The sequence below is a fragment of the Phytohabitans maris genome (assembly GCF_031085175.1).
Taxonomy (GTDB): Bacteria; Actinomycetota; Actinomycetes; order Mycobacteriales; family Micromonosporaceae; genus Phytohabitans; species Phytohabitans maris.
On record NZ_JAVHUY010000011.1, the window covers coordinates 51,380 to 69,221 of the forward strand.

Annotated in this window: 15 protein-coding genes, 3 tRNA genes and 1 pseudogene; 7 read left to right on the forward strand and 12 right to left on the reverse strand. The window is 71.0% G+C overall.

Annotation, left to right across the window (positions count from 1 at the left end; genetic code table 11):
* The first annotated feature begins 15 nt into the window (after positions 1-15).
* From RB614_RS13630 to RB614_RS13645, 4 genes are read left to right on the forward strand one after another with little or no spacing between them, the layout of a single operon-like run.
* The gene (locus RB614_RS13630) at positions 16-630 is read left to right on the forward strand and encodes a cysteine hydrolase family protein (protein WP_308712833.1); all 615 of its coding nucleotides are present in this window, start codon (positions 16-18) and stop codon (positions 628-630) included.
* Positions 627-2,147 carry an FAD-dependent oxidoreductase gene (locus RB614_RS13635; protein WP_308712834.1) on the forward strand — a complete coding sequence of 507 codons (1,521 nt, stop codon included), beginning with the start codon at positions 627-629 and terminating at the stop codon, positions 2,145-2,147. Before RB614_RS13630 ends, RB614_RS13635 begins: the two co-directional genes overlap by 4 nt.
* Positions 2,148-2,150: 3 nt before the next feature.
* Entirely contained in the window at positions 2,151-2,954 is an 804-nt protein-coding gene (locus RB614_RS13640) for an aspartate/glutamate racemase family protein (RefSeq protein WP_308712835.1), read from the forward strand.
* On the forward strand, positions 2,951-4,300 hold the full coding sequence (locus RB614_RS13645; protein WP_308712836.1) for an FAD-dependent oxidoreductase: 1,350 nt from the start codon (positions 2,951-2,953) through the stop codon (positions 4,298-4,300). The genes RB614_RS13640 and RB614_RS13645 overlap by 4 nt, the downstream gene beginning before the upstream one ends.
* Positions 4,301-4,405: 105 nt before the next feature.
* Here the strand turns inward: RB614_RS13645 and RB614_RS13650 are convergent, their stop codons facing one another.
* From RB614_RS13650 to RB614_RS13665, 4 genes are all read right to left on the reverse strand, one after another.
* Positions 4,406-5,074 carry a GntR family transcriptional regulator gene (locus RB614_RS13650; RefSeq protein ID WP_308712837.1) on the reverse strand — a complete coding sequence of 223 codons (669 nt, stop codon included), beginning with the start codon at positions 5,072-5,074 and terminating at the stop codon, positions 4,406-4,408.
* Positions 5,075-5,524: 450 nt separating this feature from the next.
* A tRNA-Arg gene (locus RB614_RS13655) sits at positions 5,525-5,597 on the reverse strand.
* Positions 5,598-5,601: 4 nt separating this feature from the next.
* A tRNA-Ile gene (locus RB614_RS13660) sits at positions 5,602-5,675 on the reverse strand.
* A 51-nt stretch (positions 5,676-5,726) separates the two neighbouring features.
* Positions 5,727-5,799 (reverse strand) — tRNA-Pro (locus tag RB614_RS13665).
* A gap of 688 nt (positions 5,800-6,487) precedes the next feature.
* Between RB614_RS13665 and RB614_RS13670 the strand changes: the two genes are divergently transcribed.
* Positions 6,488-8,236: a discoidin domain-containing protein gene (locus tag RB614_RS13670; protein ID WP_308712838.1), complete on the forward strand. Its 1,749-nt coding sequence runs from the start codon at positions 6,488-6,490 to the stop codon at positions 8,234-8,236.
* 38 nt (positions 8,237-8,274) lie between these two features.
* Here RB614_RS13670 and RB614_RS13675 read toward each other — a convergent pair whose 3' ends face one another.
* From RB614_RS13675 to RB614_RS13685, 3 genes are read right to left on the reverse strand one after another with little or no spacing between them, the layout of a single operon-like run.
* Positions 8,275-9,654, reverse strand: a complete 1,380-nt coding sequence (locus RB614_RS13675) for a glucose-6-phosphate dehydrogenase (RefSeq protein ID WP_308712839.1) — start codon at positions 9,652-9,654, stop codon at positions 8,275-8,277.
* 54 nt (positions 9,655-9,708) lie between these two features.
* Positions 9,709-10,080 carry a zinc-binding dehydrogenase gene (locus RB614_RS13680; RefSeq protein WP_308712840.1) on the reverse strand — a complete coding sequence of 124 codons (372 nt, stop codon included), beginning with the start codon at positions 10,078-10,080 and terminating at the stop codon, positions 9,709-9,711.
* On the reverse strand, positions 10,071-10,406 hold the full coding sequence (locus RB614_RS13685) for an alcohol dehydrogenase catalytic domain-containing protein (RefSeq protein ID WP_308712841.1): 336 nt from the start codon (positions 10,404-10,406) through the stop codon (positions 10,071-10,073). Before RB614_RS13685 ends, RB614_RS13680 begins: the two co-directional genes overlap by 10 nt.
* Before the next feature lie 126 nt (positions 10,407-10,532).
* Here RB614_RS13685 and RB614_RS13690 point away from each other — a divergent pair, with 126 nt between their 5' ends.
* The gene (locus RB614_RS13690; RefSeq protein ID WP_308712842.1) at positions 10,533-11,000 is read left to right on the forward strand and encodes an SRPBCC family protein; all 468 of its coding nucleotides are present in this window, start codon (positions 10,533-10,535) and stop codon (positions 10,998-11,000) included.
* On the opposite strand, the gene RB614_RS13695 is transcribed toward RB614_RS13690, so the two are convergent.
* The 4 genes and pseudogenes from RB614_RS13695 to RB614_RS13710 form a co-directional block, all read right to left on the reverse strand.
* Complete coding sequence (locus RB614_RS13695) at positions 10,966-12,009, reverse strand: LacI family DNA-binding transcriptional regulator (RefSeq protein ID WP_308712843.1); 1,044 nt, start codon at positions 12,007-12,009, stop codon at positions 10,966-10,968. The genes RB614_RS13690 and RB614_RS13695 overlap by 35 nt on opposite strands.
* On the reverse strand, positions 12,006-13,280 hold the full coding sequence (locus tag RB614_RS13700) for a DUF1996 domain-containing protein (protein ID WP_308712844.1): 1,275 nt from the start codon (positions 13,278-13,280) through the stop codon (positions 12,006-12,008). The genes RB614_RS13695 and RB614_RS13700 overlap by 4 nt, the downstream gene beginning before the upstream one ends.
* A gap of 9 nt (positions 13,281-13,289) precedes the next feature.
* Positions 13,290-13,649 (reverse strand): glycoside hydrolase family 16 protein, encoded by a 360-nt coding sequence (locus RB614_RS13705; RefSeq protein WP_308712845.1) that lies wholly within the window; start codon positions 13,647-13,649, stop codon positions 13,290-13,292.
* Positions 13,650-13,752: 103 nt separating this feature from the next.
* Positions 13,753-15,486: pseudogene (locus RB614_RS13710) on the reverse strand (discoidin domain-containing protein); the annotation flags it as partial.
* Positions 15,487-15,701: 215 nt separating this feature from the next.
* Here RB614_RS13710 and RB614_RS13715 point away from each other — a divergent pair.
* Positions 15,702-16,277: a DUF305 domain-containing protein gene (locus RB614_RS13715; protein ID WP_308712846.1), complete on the forward strand. Its 576-nt coding sequence runs from the start codon at positions 15,702-15,704 to the stop codon at positions 16,275-16,277.
* Between the two features lie 42 nt (positions 16,278-16,319).
* Here the strand turns inward: RB614_RS13715 and RB614_RS13720 are convergent, their stop codons facing one another.
* Positions 16,320-17,765, reverse strand: a complete 1,446-nt coding sequence (locus RB614_RS13720; RefSeq protein WP_308712847.1) for a glycoside hydrolase family 76 protein — start codon at positions 17,763-17,765, stop codon at positions 16,320-16,322.
* Positions 17,766-17,842 lie beyond the last annotated feature (77 nt).

A 17,842-nucleotide genomic window follows, 5' to 3' on the forward strand; every position in this document is an offset into this window, starting at 1 on the left:
ATGGACGGAGAGCGGATGAACTCGACCAGGACGGCCCTTCTCATGCTCGACTACCAGGTCGCGCTCTGCGACGGCGGGCCGCACGGGCGGATGCCCCAGCTCGCCGAGCAGGTCGCCCAGCGGGGCGTGCTGGAGACCGCGGCACGCGTGCTGGCCGCCGCCCGGGCGGCACGGTGGCCCGTCTTCCACGTCCGCCTCGCGTTCGAGCCGAGCTACGCCCTGCGGACCAACCGGTTGCCCAGGTTCGAGCCGTACGAGACGCAGCGGGCGATGCTCGCCGACTCGCCGGAGGCGCGGATCGTCGACGCGGTGGCACCGCTCGACACGGAACCGGTGGTGGACAAGGGCTGCGTGGACCCGTTCGTCGGCACCCCGTTGCTCCCGGCGCTGGCCGCGGCCGGTGTGGGACATGTCGTGCTCGGCGGCGTCGCGACGAACCTCGTCGTCGAGTCGACCGCCCGGCACGCGTCGGACGCCGGCCTTCGGGTGACGGTGGTCGAGGACATGTGCGCCTCGTTCCGGCCAGACTTCCACGCGTTCTCGGTCCAGCACATGCTGCCGCTGTTTTCGACGGTCACGACGGCGGCCGCGGTCATCCCCACCTTCGAGATCGAGGAGGTCGCCAGATGAGGTACGACGTCGTGGTGGTGGGGGGTGGAGTCGCCGGCCTCTGCGCGGCCTGCTCCGCCGCGGAGGCCGGTGCGACCGTGGTCCTGCTGGAACGGTCGCCCGAGGCCGAGACCGGCGGCAACACCCGCTACACCGAGGCGTTCCTGCGGATGAAGTCGCTGGCGGAGACGGCCGACGGCTTCGAGACGGCCCTGGTCGACGACTTCATGGGGTATCCGGATCCGGGCGTCGTGCGGGAGGCCGCGCTGCCAAGCGGGCGGCAGAGCGGGCTCTGGCGCTCCGTCCCGACGGTCGATCCCGAGTACGTCGCGACGCTGTCGGAGATGGCGCCGAAGGCCCTGGCCTGGATGGCCGGGCACGGCGTGCGGTTCGACCACGTGCCGACGCCCTTCCTCACCCAGACCACCACGCGGATGGCCCCGATCGGCGGCGGGCTCGCCATCGTGGAGACGATGGGCAGGGCCGCGCGCGACCTCGGCGTCCACTTCCGCTTCGAGACCACGGCCCGCGAACTGATCACGAGCGACGGTGAGGTGGTCGGGGTCCGGGCCACCACCGGCGAGTACCTGGGCCGGGTGGTCCTGGCCTCCGGCGGATACCAGGGCAACGCCGAGATGATGGCCCGTTACCACCCCGGCCGGGCGATGACCTGCCGGCCCGTCGCCCGGGGCGGCCACTACAACAAGGGCGAGGGCATCGAGATGGCCCTGCGCGCCGGCGCGGCGACCGCCGGAAACTTCAGCCTCTTCCACGCCGAACCGGTGGACCCGCGCTCGGCACAGGCCGAGGCGGCCATCTTCTGCTTCCCGTACGGGGTGCTGGTCAACAAGGAGGGCCGGCGCTTCGTCGACGAGGCCCGGGGCGCGGTCGACGCCTGGTACGAGCGGACGACGCGGACGATCCAGGCGCAGACCGACGGGATCGCCTGGGCGCTGCTCGACCAGCAGGGGCTGGCCGTGCCGAACATCATGTCCGGGATCCGCACCGACGTGCCCCCGATCCGGGCCGGCGGGATCGGTGAGCTCGCCGACGCGCTGGGCGTCCCCGCCAAGGCGCTGACGTCCACAGTGGACGCCTACAACCGGGCCTGCCCGGACCCCGCGACCTTCGACCACAGTAGACCGGACGGGCTCGCCACCGTGGGCCTGGCGCCGCCGAAGTCCAACTGGTCGCGGCGCATCGAGGTGGCCCCGTTCGTCGCCTACCCCGTCATGTGCGCCAACGTCTTCACCTTCGGCGGGGTCAAGACGACCGCCGCGGCGGAGGTCGTCGACCGCGACGGCCGGCCGATCCGGGGGCTCTACGCGGCGGGTGAGATGACCGGGCTCTACTACTCCAACTACGTCGGCTCGACGTCCGTGTTGCGTGGGTTGACGTTCGGCCGCATCGCCGGCATCGAGGCCGCCGGCCTCGCCCGCGCGGCCACCGCCGCCGCCCGCGGTACCGGCCTCACTCGCGGCACCGGCCTCACTCGCGGCACCGGCCTCACTCGCGGCACCGGCGAAGGAGGCGCGTGAGCGATGCGGATCTGGCACCAGAGCTTCACGGTCCTTGCGGACGTACCCCGGTACCGGCAGGCGCTGGAGCGCCACCTGCGCGCCCAGGCCCAGCCGGAGACCACGATCGACCTGCACGGGATGCGGCCCGGCACCTACCCGTCGGACTACCCGGGCTCGCACATCGGCTACGCGTACCTGGCCGGTCTGCACAAGGAGCAGTTCGTGCACGCGGCGTTGCGGGCGGAGGACGAGGGCTACGACGCCTTCCTCATCGCCACGATTCCCGACACGGCGTACGAGGAGATCCGCACGCTCGTCGACATCCCGGTTGTCGCGTTTGGACAGACGTCGGTGCTCATGGCGGCGATGCTCGGCGACCGCGTTGGCATCGTCAACTTCATCGCCGCACTCGAGCCACAGCTCCGCCGCAACCTGCGCAACTACCGGCTCGACCAGCTCGTCGGCCCCATCGTGCAGGTGGAGGCGGGGTTCGGTGACGTCATGGCCGCGTACGAGGATCCGGAGCGGCTCCGCGCCGCCTTCGAGCGGGCCGCCCGCGTGGCGATCGCCGACGGAGCCACGGTCATCGTCCCCGGTGAGGGGCCGCTGAACGTCTTCCTGGCCGACCTCGGCATCGCGCGCGTCGACGACGTACCCGTGCTGGACTCGCTCGGCACCTGTGTCCGGGTGGCCGAGGTCAGAGCCGCCCAGTACCGGACGCAGGGTCTGGTTCCGTCCCGGGTCGGGTTCTACGGGGCCCAGCCGCCGCGGCCGCTGCTCGACGCCGCCCGGCGGTTCTACGGCGTACCGGCGGCCCTGACGTGACCGGTGACCTGGTCGACGTGGGACCCGACGTCGCCGTCGCGGGCGGCGGTGCCTGCGGGGTGATGGCCGCTCTCCGGGCCGCTCAGAACCCCGATCTCGTGGTGGCCGTGTTCGAGAAGTCGACCCGGGAGGGCTGCAACGCGGCCATCTCGTCGGGGTCGCTGGCCGCCGGTGGGACCCGGTTTCAGCGCGCGGCCGGGATCGACGACTCGCCGCTGAAGCACGCCGAGGAGATCCTGGCCGCCTCCGGCGACAAGGAGTGGCGCCCGGTCGTGGAGGCGGTGTGCGCGGTCGCCCCGGCCATGGTCGAGTGGCTCGCCGACACCGGGTACCCGATCGAGATCGGTACCGACATGCCGCGCGCCGGCATGTCGGTGCCACGCCTGCACACCGACAGCGGCCGGCAGGGCGGGGGACGGCTCATGCGGCACCTCCGCGGGCTGCTCGGGTCGTACCCCAATGTCGCGTTCGTGGACGAGGCGCCGGTTGTCGACCTCGTCGTGGACGCCGGCGCCGTGAGCGGTGTGGTGGTCGACCAGAACGGCCGTCGCCAGCGGATCGGCGCCGGCACCGTCGTGCTGGCCGTGGACGGGTTCGCCGGCAACCCGGCGCTGGTGAAGGAACACCTCAGCGACCTCGGCAACCCGTACCACGGTGGCGTGTCGACCTCGACCGGGGACGCCCTCGACTGGGTCAGGCGGCTCGGCGGCCGGGTCCGCAACATGGGCGCCGGCCTGCGCTCCGGGCTCGTCGTGGTCGACCACGGCACGCGCGTGTCGCCGGCCCTCCCGTTTCACGGCGCGGTCCTCGTCGCCGCCCGCGGGCGGCGCTTCGTCGACGAGCAGCGGTACGGCTACTCCGCGCTCGCCCAGATCCTGCGGAGGCAACCCGGCGAGCGGGCCGCCATGATCTTCGACGCCACCGCGCTCGCGGCGACCCGGGAGTCGGAGATGATGCGGCAGTGCCTGGCGGCCGGGGCCATCCGCGAGGTCGCGACGCTCGACGGACTCGCCGCACAGCTCGGGCTGGACGTCGAGCGGGTACGGGAGGCGGTCCGCGCCCGTCCGGGACGGCGCCAGCTCCGGCCGCCGTTCCAGCTGGCCTGGGTGACCCACGGCCTGCTCGCCACCCAGGGCGGGGTGGTCATCGACACGCAGGGCCGCGTGCTGGACAGCGCCGACCGGCCCATCCCGCACCTCTACGCCGGCGGCGGCACTGCCTGCGGGCTGGCCGGCCCGTCGTCCGACGGCTACCTCTCCGGCAACGGGCTGCTGTCGGCGTTCGGCATGGGTTGGATCATCGGCAACGCCCTCGCGTCGCGGCCGACCGGCCGGTCCGCGCTGTAGGCCGGGCCCGCGAGTCGGTCCGCGCTGTAGGCCGCGCCGGCCGGTTCGCGCTTTGGTCGGGATGGCCGGTTCGATTCGCGCTTTTAGCCCGGCCCGGCCCGCGGCTCAGCGCAGGAGGAGCGCCACGGCGCTCTCGAAGGAGCGCCAGAGATGGGCCTCCAGGAGCTTGGCCGTGCGCGCGGCGTGCCCGGCGAGCAGTGCCTCGGCGATCGCCTCATGCTCCTGGTAGGCCTCGCGGGCCCGGGCCGGCTCCCGCGCCGAACGCCGCCGGGCGATCGAGATCTTGGCGTTCACCTCGCGAAGTGCCTGGTCCAGGGCGGCGTTGTCGGCCATGGCGACCAGCGAACGGTGGAAGTCCATGTCGGCCGGGTACGCCGCGTCACTCTTCAGCGCCGTCTGGGCGCCTTCGAGCGCCTGCATGATGGCCTGGCGCCCGGCCGGGGGCAGGCTCGCGCACGCCTTGCGCGCGCTGTAGGTCTCGATCGCGATCCGCAGCTCGTACAGCTGGCGGAGCTCTTTCTCCTCGACCGCGGTGACGAACGCGCCCTTGTGCGGGACGATCTCCAGCAGCCCCTCGCTCGCCAGCCGCTGGATGGCCTCGCGGAGCGGACCCCGGCTGATCCCGAGCTCTTCGGCGATCGTCACCTCGTTGAGCCGGGTCTGCGGGCTCAACTCGCCGGCCAGGATCATCTCCCGGATCGCGTTTTCGGCGACGTCCCGCACCGTGGTGCGCCGCAACCCACCACGGGCCACCGTCGTGGGCGGCTCGGTCATGAATCTCCCAACCAGGGTCCAGCTGTCGTGACGAGCGATCGTCGCACACGATTGTGACTGGTCCAGATTAACAACTGTTTTCAGTCGACAGTTGCCCACACCGATACGGTAATCGCCTGGAACAGGACGAACGGCTCCTTCTCGTCGTTCGGCACGGCGGCGGCCGCGTACGGGCCTGTGGAACGTCGTGGGCGCGATCAGGCGCCGGCTGCGCGGGCACCCTCAGGTGCGGGGCACCCGCGCGACCTTCCCCACTCCGAACCGTTGGCCAGCTTCCACATCATCCTGCTCACCCCTCCTTTCGTCGGCCTTGCGCAGGTGTCCGGGACAGGCGAAAGCGTCGTGAGCCCCGGTGTCGATCCGGGCACACCGTCCTTATGAGGGACGGCCGAGCAGCCAGCGCCCGCGCTCACGGCGGTACACAGTGGATGTCTGGTCTTGGCTGAGGAGTGCCCACGCGAGGAGTCGAACCTCGCTCTCAGGCTTCGTAGGCCTGCGTCTTCGTCCGATGGACCACGTGGGCGCGGTCCCGCCGGGTGGAGTCGAACCACCTGCCTTCGCCTTATCAGAGCGACGCCCTCACCACGTGGGCCACGGCGGGATGCGGCGCCGATCCTCCTTTCCTCCCAGTGATTGGCGGGTGGCGAAACGGTCGGGAACCGGGGAGTCGAACCCCGCGTTTCCTGATCCCAAATCAGGCCCGGTCACCGAGCCGGTCGTTCCCGAATTTGCCCAGCCGGCACCGAAGAAACAGCGCGGTGGGCGCCTTTCGTGTCACGACATCCACTGTGAAGTTCTCAATGTTCGACGCCGCTGCGTGAAAACGCGCAGGGCAAAGCAGAGGCAACAGGATTCGCACCCGCGACCGGTTTTGACGACCGCCGCTCTGACCGGGCCGAGCTGACGCCCTCAGGGCTGAGCTGCATGGATACCGAAGGAGGAAGCGTCTCGGTGCGACGAAAAAGCCGCCCGACCCTGGACGGGTGGGCGGCTGGGCGCGCTATGTCGGCGCTACCGTCGCCGCCTGCCATCCGAGGCTGGCTCTTTGTCCGCGATTTCAGCTGTGGGTCGACCGATGGGCGGCATGCCCACAAGACCGCACAGCGAAAGCCGCTGCGGTGCAATGCCGGCGCGCCACAACATGTCGGTGACTCCTCGGGTCGTTGTCGAACGTTACATCAATAAGGTAAGCGGCGATCTCCACTGACGCAACAGTCTTTCCGGCCACATTGTTTCCCGACGCGAAGTCGTGACGGGGTCGGCGACCGCGGCACGGCCGTCAATGGGGGGCGAGCAGAGGCGCCGATCAACGGCAGCGTCCGAAATGGCTCCGCCGACCCCTTGACCGACCGGCTCGCATCGATCACGCTCTCCATGTTAGAGAGCGCTCTCTCACCCACGCCGGGAGCTGCCATGCGCAAGAGACCCAGACGCCACTACTCCCTCGCCGCCGCCGTCGTCCTCCTTCTCGCCGGCTACGCGGCCGTCACCATGGGTACGGCCAGCGCGGCCGGGCCGCTGCTCTCCCAGGGCCGGACGGCCACCGCCTCCTCGACCGAAAACGCTACCCTGGCCGCCGCCAACGCCGTCGACGGCAACACCGCGACCCGCTGGTCCAGCGCGTTCGGGGTTCCACAGTGGATCCAGGTGGACCTCGGCTCGACCGCGGCGGTCGACCAGGTGGTCCTCAACTGGGAGGCGGCCTACGCGTCGGCGTTCCAGATCCAGGTCTCCACCAACGGCACCACGTGGACGAACGTCTACAGCACCACCACCGGCAGCGGCGGTGTGCAGACCCTCGCGGTCAGCGGCACCGGCCGCTACGTGCGGCTCAACGCGACCGCCCGGGCCACCGAGTGGGGCATCTCGCTCTGGGAGTTCCAGGTCTTCGGCAACACCACGACCAGCGCGTGCGGCACCGGTAACGCGGCGCAGGGCCGGCCGGCCACCGCCTCCTCCGCCGAAAACGCCACCCTGGCCGCCGCCAACGCCGTCGACGGCAACACCGCCACCCGCTGGTCCAGCGCCTTTGGCGATCCACAGTGGATCCAGGTCGACCTGGGCTCGTCGCTCACCGTATGCCAGGTGGTGCTCAGCTGGGAGGCCGCCTACGCCTCGGCGTTCCAGATCCAGGTCTCCACCAACGGCAGCACGTGGACCAATGTGTACAGCACCACGACCGGCACCGGCGGGACGCAGACGCTCACGGTCAGCGGCACCGGGCGGTACGTGCGGATGAACGGCACCGCGCGGGCGACGCCGTACGGGTACTCGCTGTGGGAGTTCGTGGTCCGCACCACCGGATCCGGCCCGACCACGCCGCCGCCCACGACACCGCCGCCCGGCGACTTCTGGGGCGACACCGCCAGCATCCCGCCGGCGCAGAACGTCGTCATGCTGAAGATCCTCAACCGCACGGACGGCCGGTACCCGGACAGCCAGGTCTTCTGGAGCTACAACGGGCAGGCACACTCGATCGCCGAGCAGCCGTACTTCGACATGCCGGTCAACACCGCCGGCCGGATGTACTTCTACCTCGGCTCGCCCAACTCGCAGTACTGGGACTTCATCGAGTTCACGGTCGGACCCTCGGTCTTCAACGGCAACACCACGCGGGTCGACGCGTTCGGGCTCAAGCTGGCCATGCGGCTGCGCGCCCACGACGGGTACGACGTGGCGGTCGGCGAGGACCAGGCCACGTTCGCGGAGGACCGGGCGGCGACCTTCCAGCGGTTCATCGACGAGGTGCCGGCCGAGTTCGACCACCTGGCGCAGATCCAGGCGCCGTACCGCATCCCGGCGCCGGGCAGCTCGGCGCAGTTCCGGGCCGGTGGGCAGCACCAGAACTACCTGTCCAGCTACGCCTCGTCGGTCGGCTTCTCGGCGTCCACTTCGGACATCTTCGGGTGCGCCGGCCCGCTGGCGGAAAACCCGGGCATGTGCTCCGCGCTCAACCGGCACGTCGCGCACCTGCCGCAGTCACAGTGGTCCACTCCGAGCCTGTACTACCAGGCGGCGCCGGCCAACTACTACGCGCGCTTCTGGCACGACCACGGCATCAACCGGCTGGCGTACGGCTTCCCGTACGACGACTACGCCGACCAGTCCTCGTTCGTCTCGCACGGCAACCCGCAGTGGTTGCTGATCGCCGTCGGCTGGTGAACGCTCGCCGGGGCCGTCCGTGGGACGGCCCCGGCCCGTCACTGTGGCGGGACTCGCGGGAGCCGCGGGGGTCCACTCGATCCGGCCCGGTACTCGTGCAGCGGCACGAGGTCTTTCGACCAGGCGTCCAGCACCGGGGTGACGACCTGCCAGGACTGCTCGGCCTCGTCGGCGCGGATGGAGAGTGCGGTGTTGCGCTTGAGGACGTCGAGCAGCAGGCGCCCGTACGGTGGCAGCGCGCCCGGTTCCAGGTTGGCGGCGAGGGCGAGCGGCGCGAGGGTGTCCGACCGGGGGCCGGTGCCGGTCAGTTCCAGCGCCACGCTTTCCGGTTCCAGGTGGAAGCGGAGCACGTTGGGTCGGGCCTGCCCGTCGTGCTCGAAGGGCAGGTGCGGGACCGGGCGGAAGTGCACGGCGATCTGTTTGCGGTCGGTGCGCAGCGCCTTGCCGGTACGGAGCCGGAAGACGGTACCGGCCCAGCGCCAGCTGTCCAGTTCGAGATGCATCTCGGCGAAGGTCTCGGTGCGGTGGGCCGGGTCCACGCCGCCCTCCTCGGCGTACGCGGGGATGGCGCGGTCGCCGATCTGACCGCTCGTGTAGCGGGCGCGGCGGGTCCGCTGGATCGCGTCTTCCGGGCTCAACGGGCGGATGGAGCGCAGCACGTCGACTTTGCGGTCGCGCAGGTCGCGGTCGCCGAGGCTGAGCGGCGGCTCCATGGCGGTGAGGCAGAGCAGTTGCAGCAAATGGTTCTGCAGCATGTCCTTCAGCGCCCCGACACCGTCGTAGTAGCCGGCGCGGCCTTCCAGCGCCAGGGACTCGTCCCAGACGATGTCGACTTTGGCGATGTGCGCGCTGTTCCAGATGGGTTCCAGGACCCGGTTGGCGAGCCGGATGCCGAGGACGTTCTGGACGGTGGTCATGGCCAGGAAGTGGTCGACGCGAAACACGTCCCGCTCGCTGTAGAGGTCGGCCAGGAGCCGGTTGAGTTCGATCGCTCCGGCCAGGTCCTCGCTGAACGGCTTCTCCAGCACGACGATGCTTCCCGCCGCGCCGCCCGCACGGTGCAGGGCCGTCACGGCGGCCGGAAAGATGGACGGCGGGAGCGCCAGGTAGGCCGCGACCGGATCGCCGCCGGGGAGTACGGCGGCCATGCTGGTCGGGTCCGTGACGTCCGCCCGGTGGTAGTGGGACGCGTTCACGATGGCCTGTCGCGCGGCGGCGGGCACCTGCGCCGCATGCCGGTCGAGTTGGGTCGCCGCCCACTGCCGGAACGCCTCCTCGGACAGCTCCCGCTGGCCGACCCCGACGAGCCGAAACTCCGCACCGATCTCGCCGGCCGCTCGCAGCGCCGCGAGCCCCGGCAGCAGGTAGCGGGCGGTGAGGTCGCCGGTGGCGCCGAGGATGGCGAGCCGCTGGATCATCTCGTGGCACCTGCCCTCGCGCGCGATCGTGACGCCCCCTGGCGATCGAGCATGTCAGAACCTGATCAGCACCTTCACGGCGTCTTCCAGCTTCTGGTCCGCCACCTCGAAGGCCCGTTCCATCTCGTCGAAGCCGAACGTGTGGGTGGTCATCAACGTCGGGTCGACCCGCTTGGTCTCCAGCACCCGCAGCAGCCGCTCCATCCGCAGCCGGCCGCCCGGACACAGCCCCGTGGCGATCGTCTTGTCCGCCATGCCGACGCCCCACTCGACACGGGGGATGCGCACGTACTCCCCGTCGCCGAAGTAGCCGATGTTGGAGACGGTCCCGCCCGGCTTTGTGATCTTTATGGCCAGCTGGAACGTGGCGTCGGCGCCGAGCGCCTCGATCGCCGTGTCCACACCCTGGCCGTCCGTCAGCTCCATGACCCGCTCGACGACGTCGACGACTGGGACGCGTGTCCGCCCTGCGCCGCCGGGTCACCCCAATCGGGTGTGATGGCACCGACCAGGACCCGGTCACCGGGGCGGAAGGCCCGCACCTCGCTGCCCACCTCGGCGACGACCCCGACCGCTTCGTGGCCGAGTGTCAGATCCTCCCGGGGACCGATGCCACCCGCGACCGTGTGGGAGTCGGACGTACAGATCAGCGCGGACGTCGTCCGCACGACCGCGTCATTGGGGCCGGGACTGGGCATCGGCTTGTCCAGGAATCCAACCTCGCCGATCCGCTTCATCACGAACGCTTTCATCGGCTCCCCCAGACTCGCGCACGCGTGCTCGCGTATCCGACATTTCTGGTATCGCCCGAGCCTAGCCGCTTTAGTCTGCTGGCGGGCGGGAAAGGAGCGGAGCACCGGCTTCGAGGGGAGAGCGCGATGGCGGCGAGATCAAGAATCATCAACACATCCCCGGAACGCGTGTTCGCGGTGCTGGCAGATGGTTGGAGCTACGCCAGCTGGGTCGTCGGCGCCTCGCACATCCGCGACGTCGACGCCGGGTGGCCCTCCCTCGGCGCCCGGATCCACCACCAGGTCGGACCATGGCCCCTGCACATCAAGGACGTGACCTCGGTAGAGGCGGTCGTCCCCGGCCGGATGCTCGAACTGCACGCCCGGGCGTGGCCGCTCGGCGCGGCGACGGTCCGGCTCGACCTCGAACCGGTCGACTCGGCGACCCGGGCGACCCTGTCGTACGAGCTGACCGCTGGCGCCGGCCGGTTTCTGCCGCGCCCACTCCAGTCGATCCTGCTGGGACCGCGCAGCACCGAGATACTCGGGCGGTTGGCCGACATCGCGGTGCGGCGCGAGCTCAAGCCGACTGCCGCACCACGAGCGACGGGCTGAAGATCACCGACCGAGGGGTACGGCGCGGGTCGCGGAGCCGGGCGAGCAGCAGCTGGGCCATCTCGCCGGCCATCTCCTCGACCGGCTGGTGGATCGTGGTCAGCGGCGGGCGGGCGTCGAGGGCGGCGCTGCTGTCGTCGAAGCCGACCACCGCCACGTCCTGCGGCACCCGCCGGCCCAGCTCCCCCAGCACGCGCACAGCGCCCTCGGCCATCAGGTCGTTGGCGACGAAGATCCCGTCGGTCTCCGGGTGCCGCTCGATCAGCCGCCGGACCGCCGCCTCGCCGCTGGCCCGGGTGAAGTCGCCCGCCACGTACGGCACATTGCCACCCACCGCCGCGCGGAAGCCCACCAGCCGCTCCTGGCCGGGCGGGATGTCCTGCGGCCCGCAGATCGTCACGAGGTGGCGGCGGCCGAGGGCGAGCAGGTGCTCGGCGGCCAGCCGCGCGCCGGCCTGCTGGTCGACGTCGACGTAGCTGTGCGGCACCGGCCGGGCCGGGCGGGCCGAGAGCACCGCGGGGACGCGCAGGTCGTACAGCTGGCGGGGCAGCGGGTCGGCGCTGTGGTTGGAGATCAGCAGTACCCCGTCGACGTGCCCCTGCCGCAGGTACCGCAGCACGAGATGGTGGCCGGGCGGGTCGGCCGGGATGATCACCAGGTGGATGCCCTCGGGGCGGAGCACCTCCTGCGCCCCGGCGGTGACCCGGCCGATGTACGGGTCGGTGAAGAGCCGGTTGAGGAACGCGCCGTGGCCGGGCGGCTCCGAGATGACCAGCGCGACCGAGTCGGTGCGGCGGGTCACCAGTGAGCGGGCGGCGAGGTTCGGCACGTACCCGATCTCCGCGATCGCGCGCTCCACGGCGGCCCGGATGCGTGGGTCCACAGTGGGCACCGCGTTGATGACCCGGGAGACGGTGGCGCGCGAGACACCGGCCGCGACGGCCACCTCTTCCAGCGTGGGGCGCCCCGCCGACCCGTTGCCGGGCCGGCGGGACTGTTCGTCGGTCACGGCGTCCCGTTGACGCCGCACTTGATGATCGGCCGGATGCAGTCGCGCACCCGCCGTTCGAGCTCGGCCACCGGCCAGGCGTTGAAGAAGTCACCGTGCATGGTGAATCCTCGGCCGGACGAGAGGCGGAAGCGCGCCGGGTCGCCGTTGGCCGGGTAGCGGAGCACCTGGCGGAGCTTCGGCACCGGCACCGGGTGGGTGGACGGGCAGTTGCCGGCGACCGGGTACGCCATGTGGCTCTTGTGGTCGGCCGAGTCGAGGTCGCGACCGTTCCAGCACTGCGGGAAGTCCAAGTAGGACTCGATCATGCTGTCCGGTGGGCAGGTGAGGAAGTCCTTGGACGCACCGGCCTCGTTGTGGTGCAGGCAGGACCAGCGAGAGATGGTGGTCTCGTCGGGTGCCGTCGCCTTGGCGTTGCCGGCGACGATCCGCAGCCCCAGTGGGAACGGCTGGATGCGGGCGATGACGTCGTTGTTCACGCCCTCACCGAGGTAGTAGAAGATGCCGGTGACCGGTTCGACCGGCTGGTCGTTGACGTAGAACGTGGGCACCCAGTACGAGGAGGTGTCCACGGCCGGGCTGCAGTTGCTGGCACCGTTCATCAGGTCGGAGACGTCGCTGTACGCGTCGGTGACCCGGCTGCCGAAGAAGCTGTGCATGTGCGAGGCGCCCGGCAGGTTCGGAAACACGATGGGGTCGTCCGGGAGCCGGTGACTGAACGGGCAGTCGGCGAGGAACTCGGCGACCCGCACGATCGGGCCGGAGGGCGGCGGTGACGGCGCGCCCCCGGCGCCGTAGACCTGGAACTCCCAGAGCGAGACGCCCCAGGCGGTGGCGCGGACGGTCGAGTTGAGCCGCACGTACCGCCCCGAGCCGGAGACGCTCAGGTCTTGCACGCCACCGCTGCCGTTGGTCGTCGTGTGGATGGTGCTCCAGGTGCTGCCGTTGGCCGAGGCCTGGATGGTGAAGGCGCGAGAGTATGCGCCCTCCCAGTTGAGCACCACCCGGCTGATCGTGGCGGCCGCGCCAAGGTCGATCTGGATCCACTGTGGATCGGCGAACGCGCTCGACCAGCGGGTGCCGGCGTTGCCGTCCACGGCGGCGGAGGCGGGCGTGCCCGCGTTCTCCGTCGAGGAGGCCGTGGCGGTGCGGCCCTGGGAGATCAGCGGGTCGGCGGCTTGGGCGCTCGCGGCGTTGACCGCGACGTACCCGGTGAGGAGTGCGAGGAAGGCGACGGCGAGTGCCGCCTTCCTCCGTCCGGTGGCTCGCATGTGAAGCTCCTACTGGTAGACGCGGACGTAGTCGACGTACATCCGGGACGGGAAGGGCGTGGTGCCGTCCACCGGCCCAGGAAAGTCCCCGCCGACGGCGAGGTTGAGGATGATGTAGAACGGGTGGTCAAAGACCCACGGGCCGCGCGTCGACTCCACTGTGGCCTTGCTGGCGACAAAGACCGTGCTGCCGTCGAGCTTGAACGTCATGCCCCTGCTGTCCCACTCGACCGACCAGACGTGGAAGGCCGCGGACAGGTCGGCGCCGCCCGGCACCGTGTACTTCTGGCCGTAGCCCGCCCCGCCGTTGTAGGCCGGCGCGTGCAGCGTGGAGTAGCCCTCGAGCGTGTTGCGGCCGAGGACCTCCATGATGTCGATCTCGCCGTTGTACGGCCACGGCGAGGAAGTCGGCACCCATCATCCAGAAGGCCGGCCAGAGACCGTTCCCCTTGGGCACCCGCACCCGGGCCTCGATCCGTCCATACTGGACGTGAAGCTTGCTGCCCGTGTTCATCCGGTGCGAGGTGTACTCCCGTCCGCCGGCGGCCTCGCGGCGCGCCTCGATGACCAGCGACCCGGCGCCGTCCATCTGCACGTTGTTGTTGTTCGTGTAGTACTGGAGCTCGTTGTTCTGCCCGGTGCCCGGGTCGATCGTCCACTTCGCCGGATCGGGCTTGCTGCCCGCGCCGCCGTTGAACTCGTCGCTCCACACCAGACGGTCGGTGGGGAACGTCGGGTCGGCCGGCTGCGCCGGTGGCGGGGTCGGGTTGCCACCGCTGCCGTAGACCTGGAACTCCCAGAGCGAGTAACCATACGGTGTGCCCCGTGCGGTGCCGTACATCCGCACGTAGCGGCCGGTGCCGGTGACGCTGATCGTCTCCTTGAAGCCGCGCCCGGTCGTCGTGGAGTAGATGGACGTCCAGGCGTTGGCGTCCGGCGAGACCTGGATCTGGTACGCCGACGCGTACGCCGGGTCCCACTGGAGCACGACCTGCCGGATCGTGGCGGTGGCGCCGAGGTCCACGTAGATCCAGCCGGGATCGACCCAGCCGCCCGGGTTGGCGGTCGCCCACCGGCTCGCCGGGTCCAGGTCGAACGCCCGCGCCGGCACGCACTCCCAGCAGGTGCCGTCGTGCTGGTTGGAGGAGGCGACGGCCGGCTTGTCGTACGACAGCAGCACCGAATCACCCGGCGGCGGGCTCGTGGGCGGCGTGGTCGGCGGCGTCGTGGGGCTTCCGGTGTGCACCTCGAACTCCCACAGCGAGACGCCGTACGGTGTGGCGCGCGCCGTGGTGTAGACCCGCACGTACCGCCCGGTGCCGCTCAGCGCGAGCGCCTGCGTGCCGCCGGTGCCGGTCGTCGTCGAGTACCCGGTGGTCCAGGTCGACGCGGTGGTCGAGAACTGGACCTGGAACGCGGTCGCGTACGCCGCCTCCCACCGCAGGGTGACGCCGCAGATCGTCTGGTTGGTGCCGAGGTCGACTTGGATCCACTGTGGATCGGCGGCCGCGCTCGACCAGCGGGTGCCGGCGTTGCCGTCCACGGCGTTGGTGGCGGGGAAGCCCGCGTTCTCCGTCGAGGAGGCGGTGGCCGGACGGCCCTGCGCGGCGTTCGCCGGGCCACAGGCCGACGTGCCGGTGTCGCCGTAGACCTGAAGCTCCCAGAGCGACACGCCCCACGCGGTGGCGCGGACGGTGGAGTTCAGCCGCACGTAGCGGCCGGTGCCGGAGACGGCGAGGGTCTGGACGCCGCCGGTGCCGGCGGTCGTCGTGTGCACGGTGGTCCAGGCGGTCGCGTCGGCCGAGATCTGGAGCGTGAACGCGCGGGAGTAGGCGCCCTCCCAGTTGAGCACGACGCGGGTGAGCGGCACGGGCGCGCCGAGGTCGACCTGGATCCACTGTGGATCCGAAAAGGCGCTGGACCAGCGGGTGCCCGTGTTGCCGTCGACGGCCGCCGACGCGGGGTAGGCGGCGGACTCGGTGGAGGACGCCGTCACGGGACGCCCTTGGGAAAGCAGCGTCTCGGCCGCCGCGGCGGAGGTCGCCGTCACGACGACGTAGCCGCCGAGCAGTGCGATCAGCGCGACGGCGAGGGTGGCGGGGCCGCGGCGGGGCACGCCGCGAGGAGATGCGCCGGGCGGTGGGGTGGCCCGATCCATCGGATACTCCTTCGGGTGGTGTGGGGTCGTGAAGTTGTCCGCGAACATGTGCCACGCCGATAAGAGAGCGCTCTCCTGCCGTCACTGTGACCCCTTCATGGCAATGTGTCAATGCCTCGATGTGTTTCCGCAGGTAGTGGCGGCGTTCGATGCCCCACCAGGGCTGGCCTGGACCAACGCCTCCGCGCCTTACGGAAATGTGGGAGCGCGTCCAGCCCCGTTCTGGGAGAGCGCTCCCCAGCCGGGTGCGGTATAACCGAGTCGTGCGTGCTATCCGCCGGGCTGTCCCGTTCGCGATGGCGCTCGCCGTCCTGCTGGGCTGTGGCGGCTCGCCCGACCCCGCCCCGCCCGCTCCCCTGCCGGCGACGACGGTGCCGGCGGCACAGGCGGCGGCGGGCGGATTCAGCGTCACCGACACCGCCTGGCTCCAGCTGGCCATCGCCATGGACGAGCGGGCGCTCACGGTGCTCGACCTGGTGCCGGCACGCACCACCGACCCCGGACTGAAGGACCTGGCCCGGCGGCTCGCGACCGAGCACCGCGACGAGCTCACCCGGCTGCGGGCGCTGCACGCGCGCTCCGGCGGCCCCACCGCCAACCCGCACGAGGGGCACGACATGCCCGGCATGGCGACCGGCGAGACGGTCAAGGCGCTACGGGTGGCGACCGGCACCGACGCCGCATACATCTTCGCGACGGCGATGCGGGCGCACATCGACCAGTCGATCCGGCTCGCGCAGGCGGAGCAGAAGTCCGGCAGCGACCCCGGAGCGAAGGCCCTCGCCGCGGACATCGAGCGCTCCCGCACCGACCAACGTGGACGGTTGGACGCCCTCTAGGAGGATTTGGAGTCGGGGTGATTGGCTGTGATGACGGGGTGCTCACAGCGGGGAGGACGAATTCATCGCGTCCAGGGCGCTCTGCTGCCGGGCGGCGTCCGTGGTGTCGAGGGGCCCGGCCCAGCGCAGGCCGTACTGGTCGAGGGGGTTGCGGTCGCGGGCGTACGCGGTGTCCGCCTGGCGGGTCAGGTACCCGCTGTACGGGCGGTCGGCGAGCACCGCGTTGAGCGCGCGCAGGCCACGCACGTAGATGCCCTTGAAGGACGGGCCGTCGCCACCGCAGTTGCCGGTCTCGCACGGGTCGGCCAGGATCCCGCCGGGGTTGAGCGTGGCGTTGGTCGTGGAGGCGTCGGCCATCCGGCGTGCGGCGGTCAGCAGCGCGGCGTCGCCGGTGGCGCGGTGCAGCTCGACCAGGCCGGCGAGCGGGACCCCCTGGTTGTACGACCACACGGGCTGCCCGTTGTTGCGGCAGGTGCCCAGGTCGATGCCGTCGTTGACCAGGCCGGCTGTGTTGAGCATGCCGGTGCCCTGAAACCACTGCCACTGCGCCCGGGCGCGTTGCAGGTACACGGTGTCGCCCGGGATCCGGTTGTGCAGCGCGGCGTTGAGCTGGAGGTAGAGGCTGTTGGAGATGGCGTTCTTGTACGTGCGCGCGGTGCTCCACCAGACCCCGCCGCCACAGGTGCCGTCCCAGTAGCGGTGCATGTAGTCGGCGTCCGCGCGTGCCGTGTTGAGGTAGCGGCTGTCGCCGGTCAGGTCGTACGCGGCGACCCAGGCCAAACCCCACCAACCGGTGTCGTCGATGTAGTCGTTGGTGAAGTTGCCGAAGTGCGCGCCGAGGTTGCGGTCGTACGTGGTGGCGATCGCGTACCGGTAGCTGCCCATCCCGGTGATCCGGATGTTGTCGATGATGGCGGTGAGCGCGTTGGCCGAGTTCCACCAGCCGGTGGTGGCGAAGAGGCCGGTGCCGTTGTCGTAGAACGTCATCAGCCCGGTGGCGGCGGCGGTGCGGCGGTCGCCCGCGTTCCACGTGGTGCGCGCCCACGCCGTACAGGCGATCTCCGGGCGGTCGCCGGCCTTGCCGCAGGCGCGCAGCGCGCCCACGCCGAGGTTGGCCCAGTCGTCCACATTGAACATCAGCGTGCGCCAGCCGCGCTGCCCGGCCGGGATCGCGGTGTTGCCCAGCCGGCTGCCCGCGGCCCAGGTGCGCCCGCCGTCGAAGGAGCGGTCCAGCCACACCTCGTCGCCCGGGTTGCCGGTCTCGATCGAGGCCCAGCCCATCGCGTCGGTGTCGTCGAAGTGCAGCACGATGCGGCGGCCGTAGATGGTGGTGCTGACCGGCTGGCGGTCGGTGGGCGAGAGCGCGGGGTCGCGGCCGTCGCAGTAGCGGTTGCAGATGGTGGCCGCGGCGGCGGGGCCCGCGAAGGCGAGCTGGCCGGTCACGACCGCCACTGCGACCAGGACGACCCTGAGAGCGCTCCCCAGCATGGGAGAACGATAACTGTGAATAAAGTTAACTGTCAACGTTCTCCGGTGGCGGCGGCCCGGGGGCCGAGCCCACACCG

Excerpts from the sequence above, each read along its gene's own strand:
- RB614_RS13675 (WP_308712839.1), bottom strand. The coding sequence starts at position 9,654 with ATGATCCAGCGGCTCGCCATCCTCGGCGCCACCGGCGACCTCACCGCC.
- RB614_RS13680 (WP_308712840.1), bottom strand. The coding sequence starts at position 10,080 with ATGGAGCTGACGGACGGCCAGGGTGTGGACACGGCGATCGAGGCGCTC.
- RB614_RS13670 (WP_308712838.1), top strand. The coding sequence starts at position 6,488 with ATGCGCAAGAGACCCAGACGCCACTACTCCCTCGCCGCCGCCGTCGTC.
- RB614_RS13685 (WP_308712841.1), bottom strand. The coding sequence starts at position 10,406 with ATGAAAGCGTTCGTGATGAAGCGGATCGGCGAGGTTGGATTCCTGGAC.
- RB614_RS13640 (WP_308712835.1), top strand. The coding sequence starts at position 2,151 with ATGCGGATCTGGCACCAGAGCTTCACGGTCCTTGCGGACGTACCCCGG.
- RB614_RS13705 (WP_308712845.1), bottom strand. The coding sequence starts at position 13,649 with ATGGAGGTCCTCGGCCGCAACACGCTCGAGGGCTACTCCACGCTGCAC.
- RB614_RS13690 (WP_308712842.1), top strand. The coding sequence starts at position 10,533 with ATGGCGGCGAGATCAAGAATCATCAACACATCCCCGGAACGCGTGTTC.
- RB614_RS13650 (WP_308712837.1), bottom strand. The coding sequence starts at position 5,074 with ATGACCGAGCCGCCCACGACGGTGGCCCGTGGTGGGTTGCGGCGCACC.
- RB614_RS13700 (WP_308712844.1), bottom strand. The coding sequence starts at position 13,280 with ATGCGAGCCACCGGACGGAGGAAGGCGGCACTCGCCGTCGCCTTCCTC.
- RB614_RS13635 (WP_308712834.1), top strand. The coding sequence starts at position 627 with ATGAGGTACGACGTCGTGGTGGTGGGGGGTGGAGTCGCCGGCCTCTGC.
- RB614_RS13630 (WP_308712833.1), top strand. The coding sequence starts at position 16 with ATGAACTCGACCAGGACGGCCCTTCTCATGCTCGACTACCAGGTCGCG.
- RB614_RS13720 (WP_308712847.1), bottom strand. The coding sequence starts at position 17,765 with ATGCTGGGGAGCGCTCTCAGGGTCGTCCTGGTCGCAGTGGCGGTCGTG.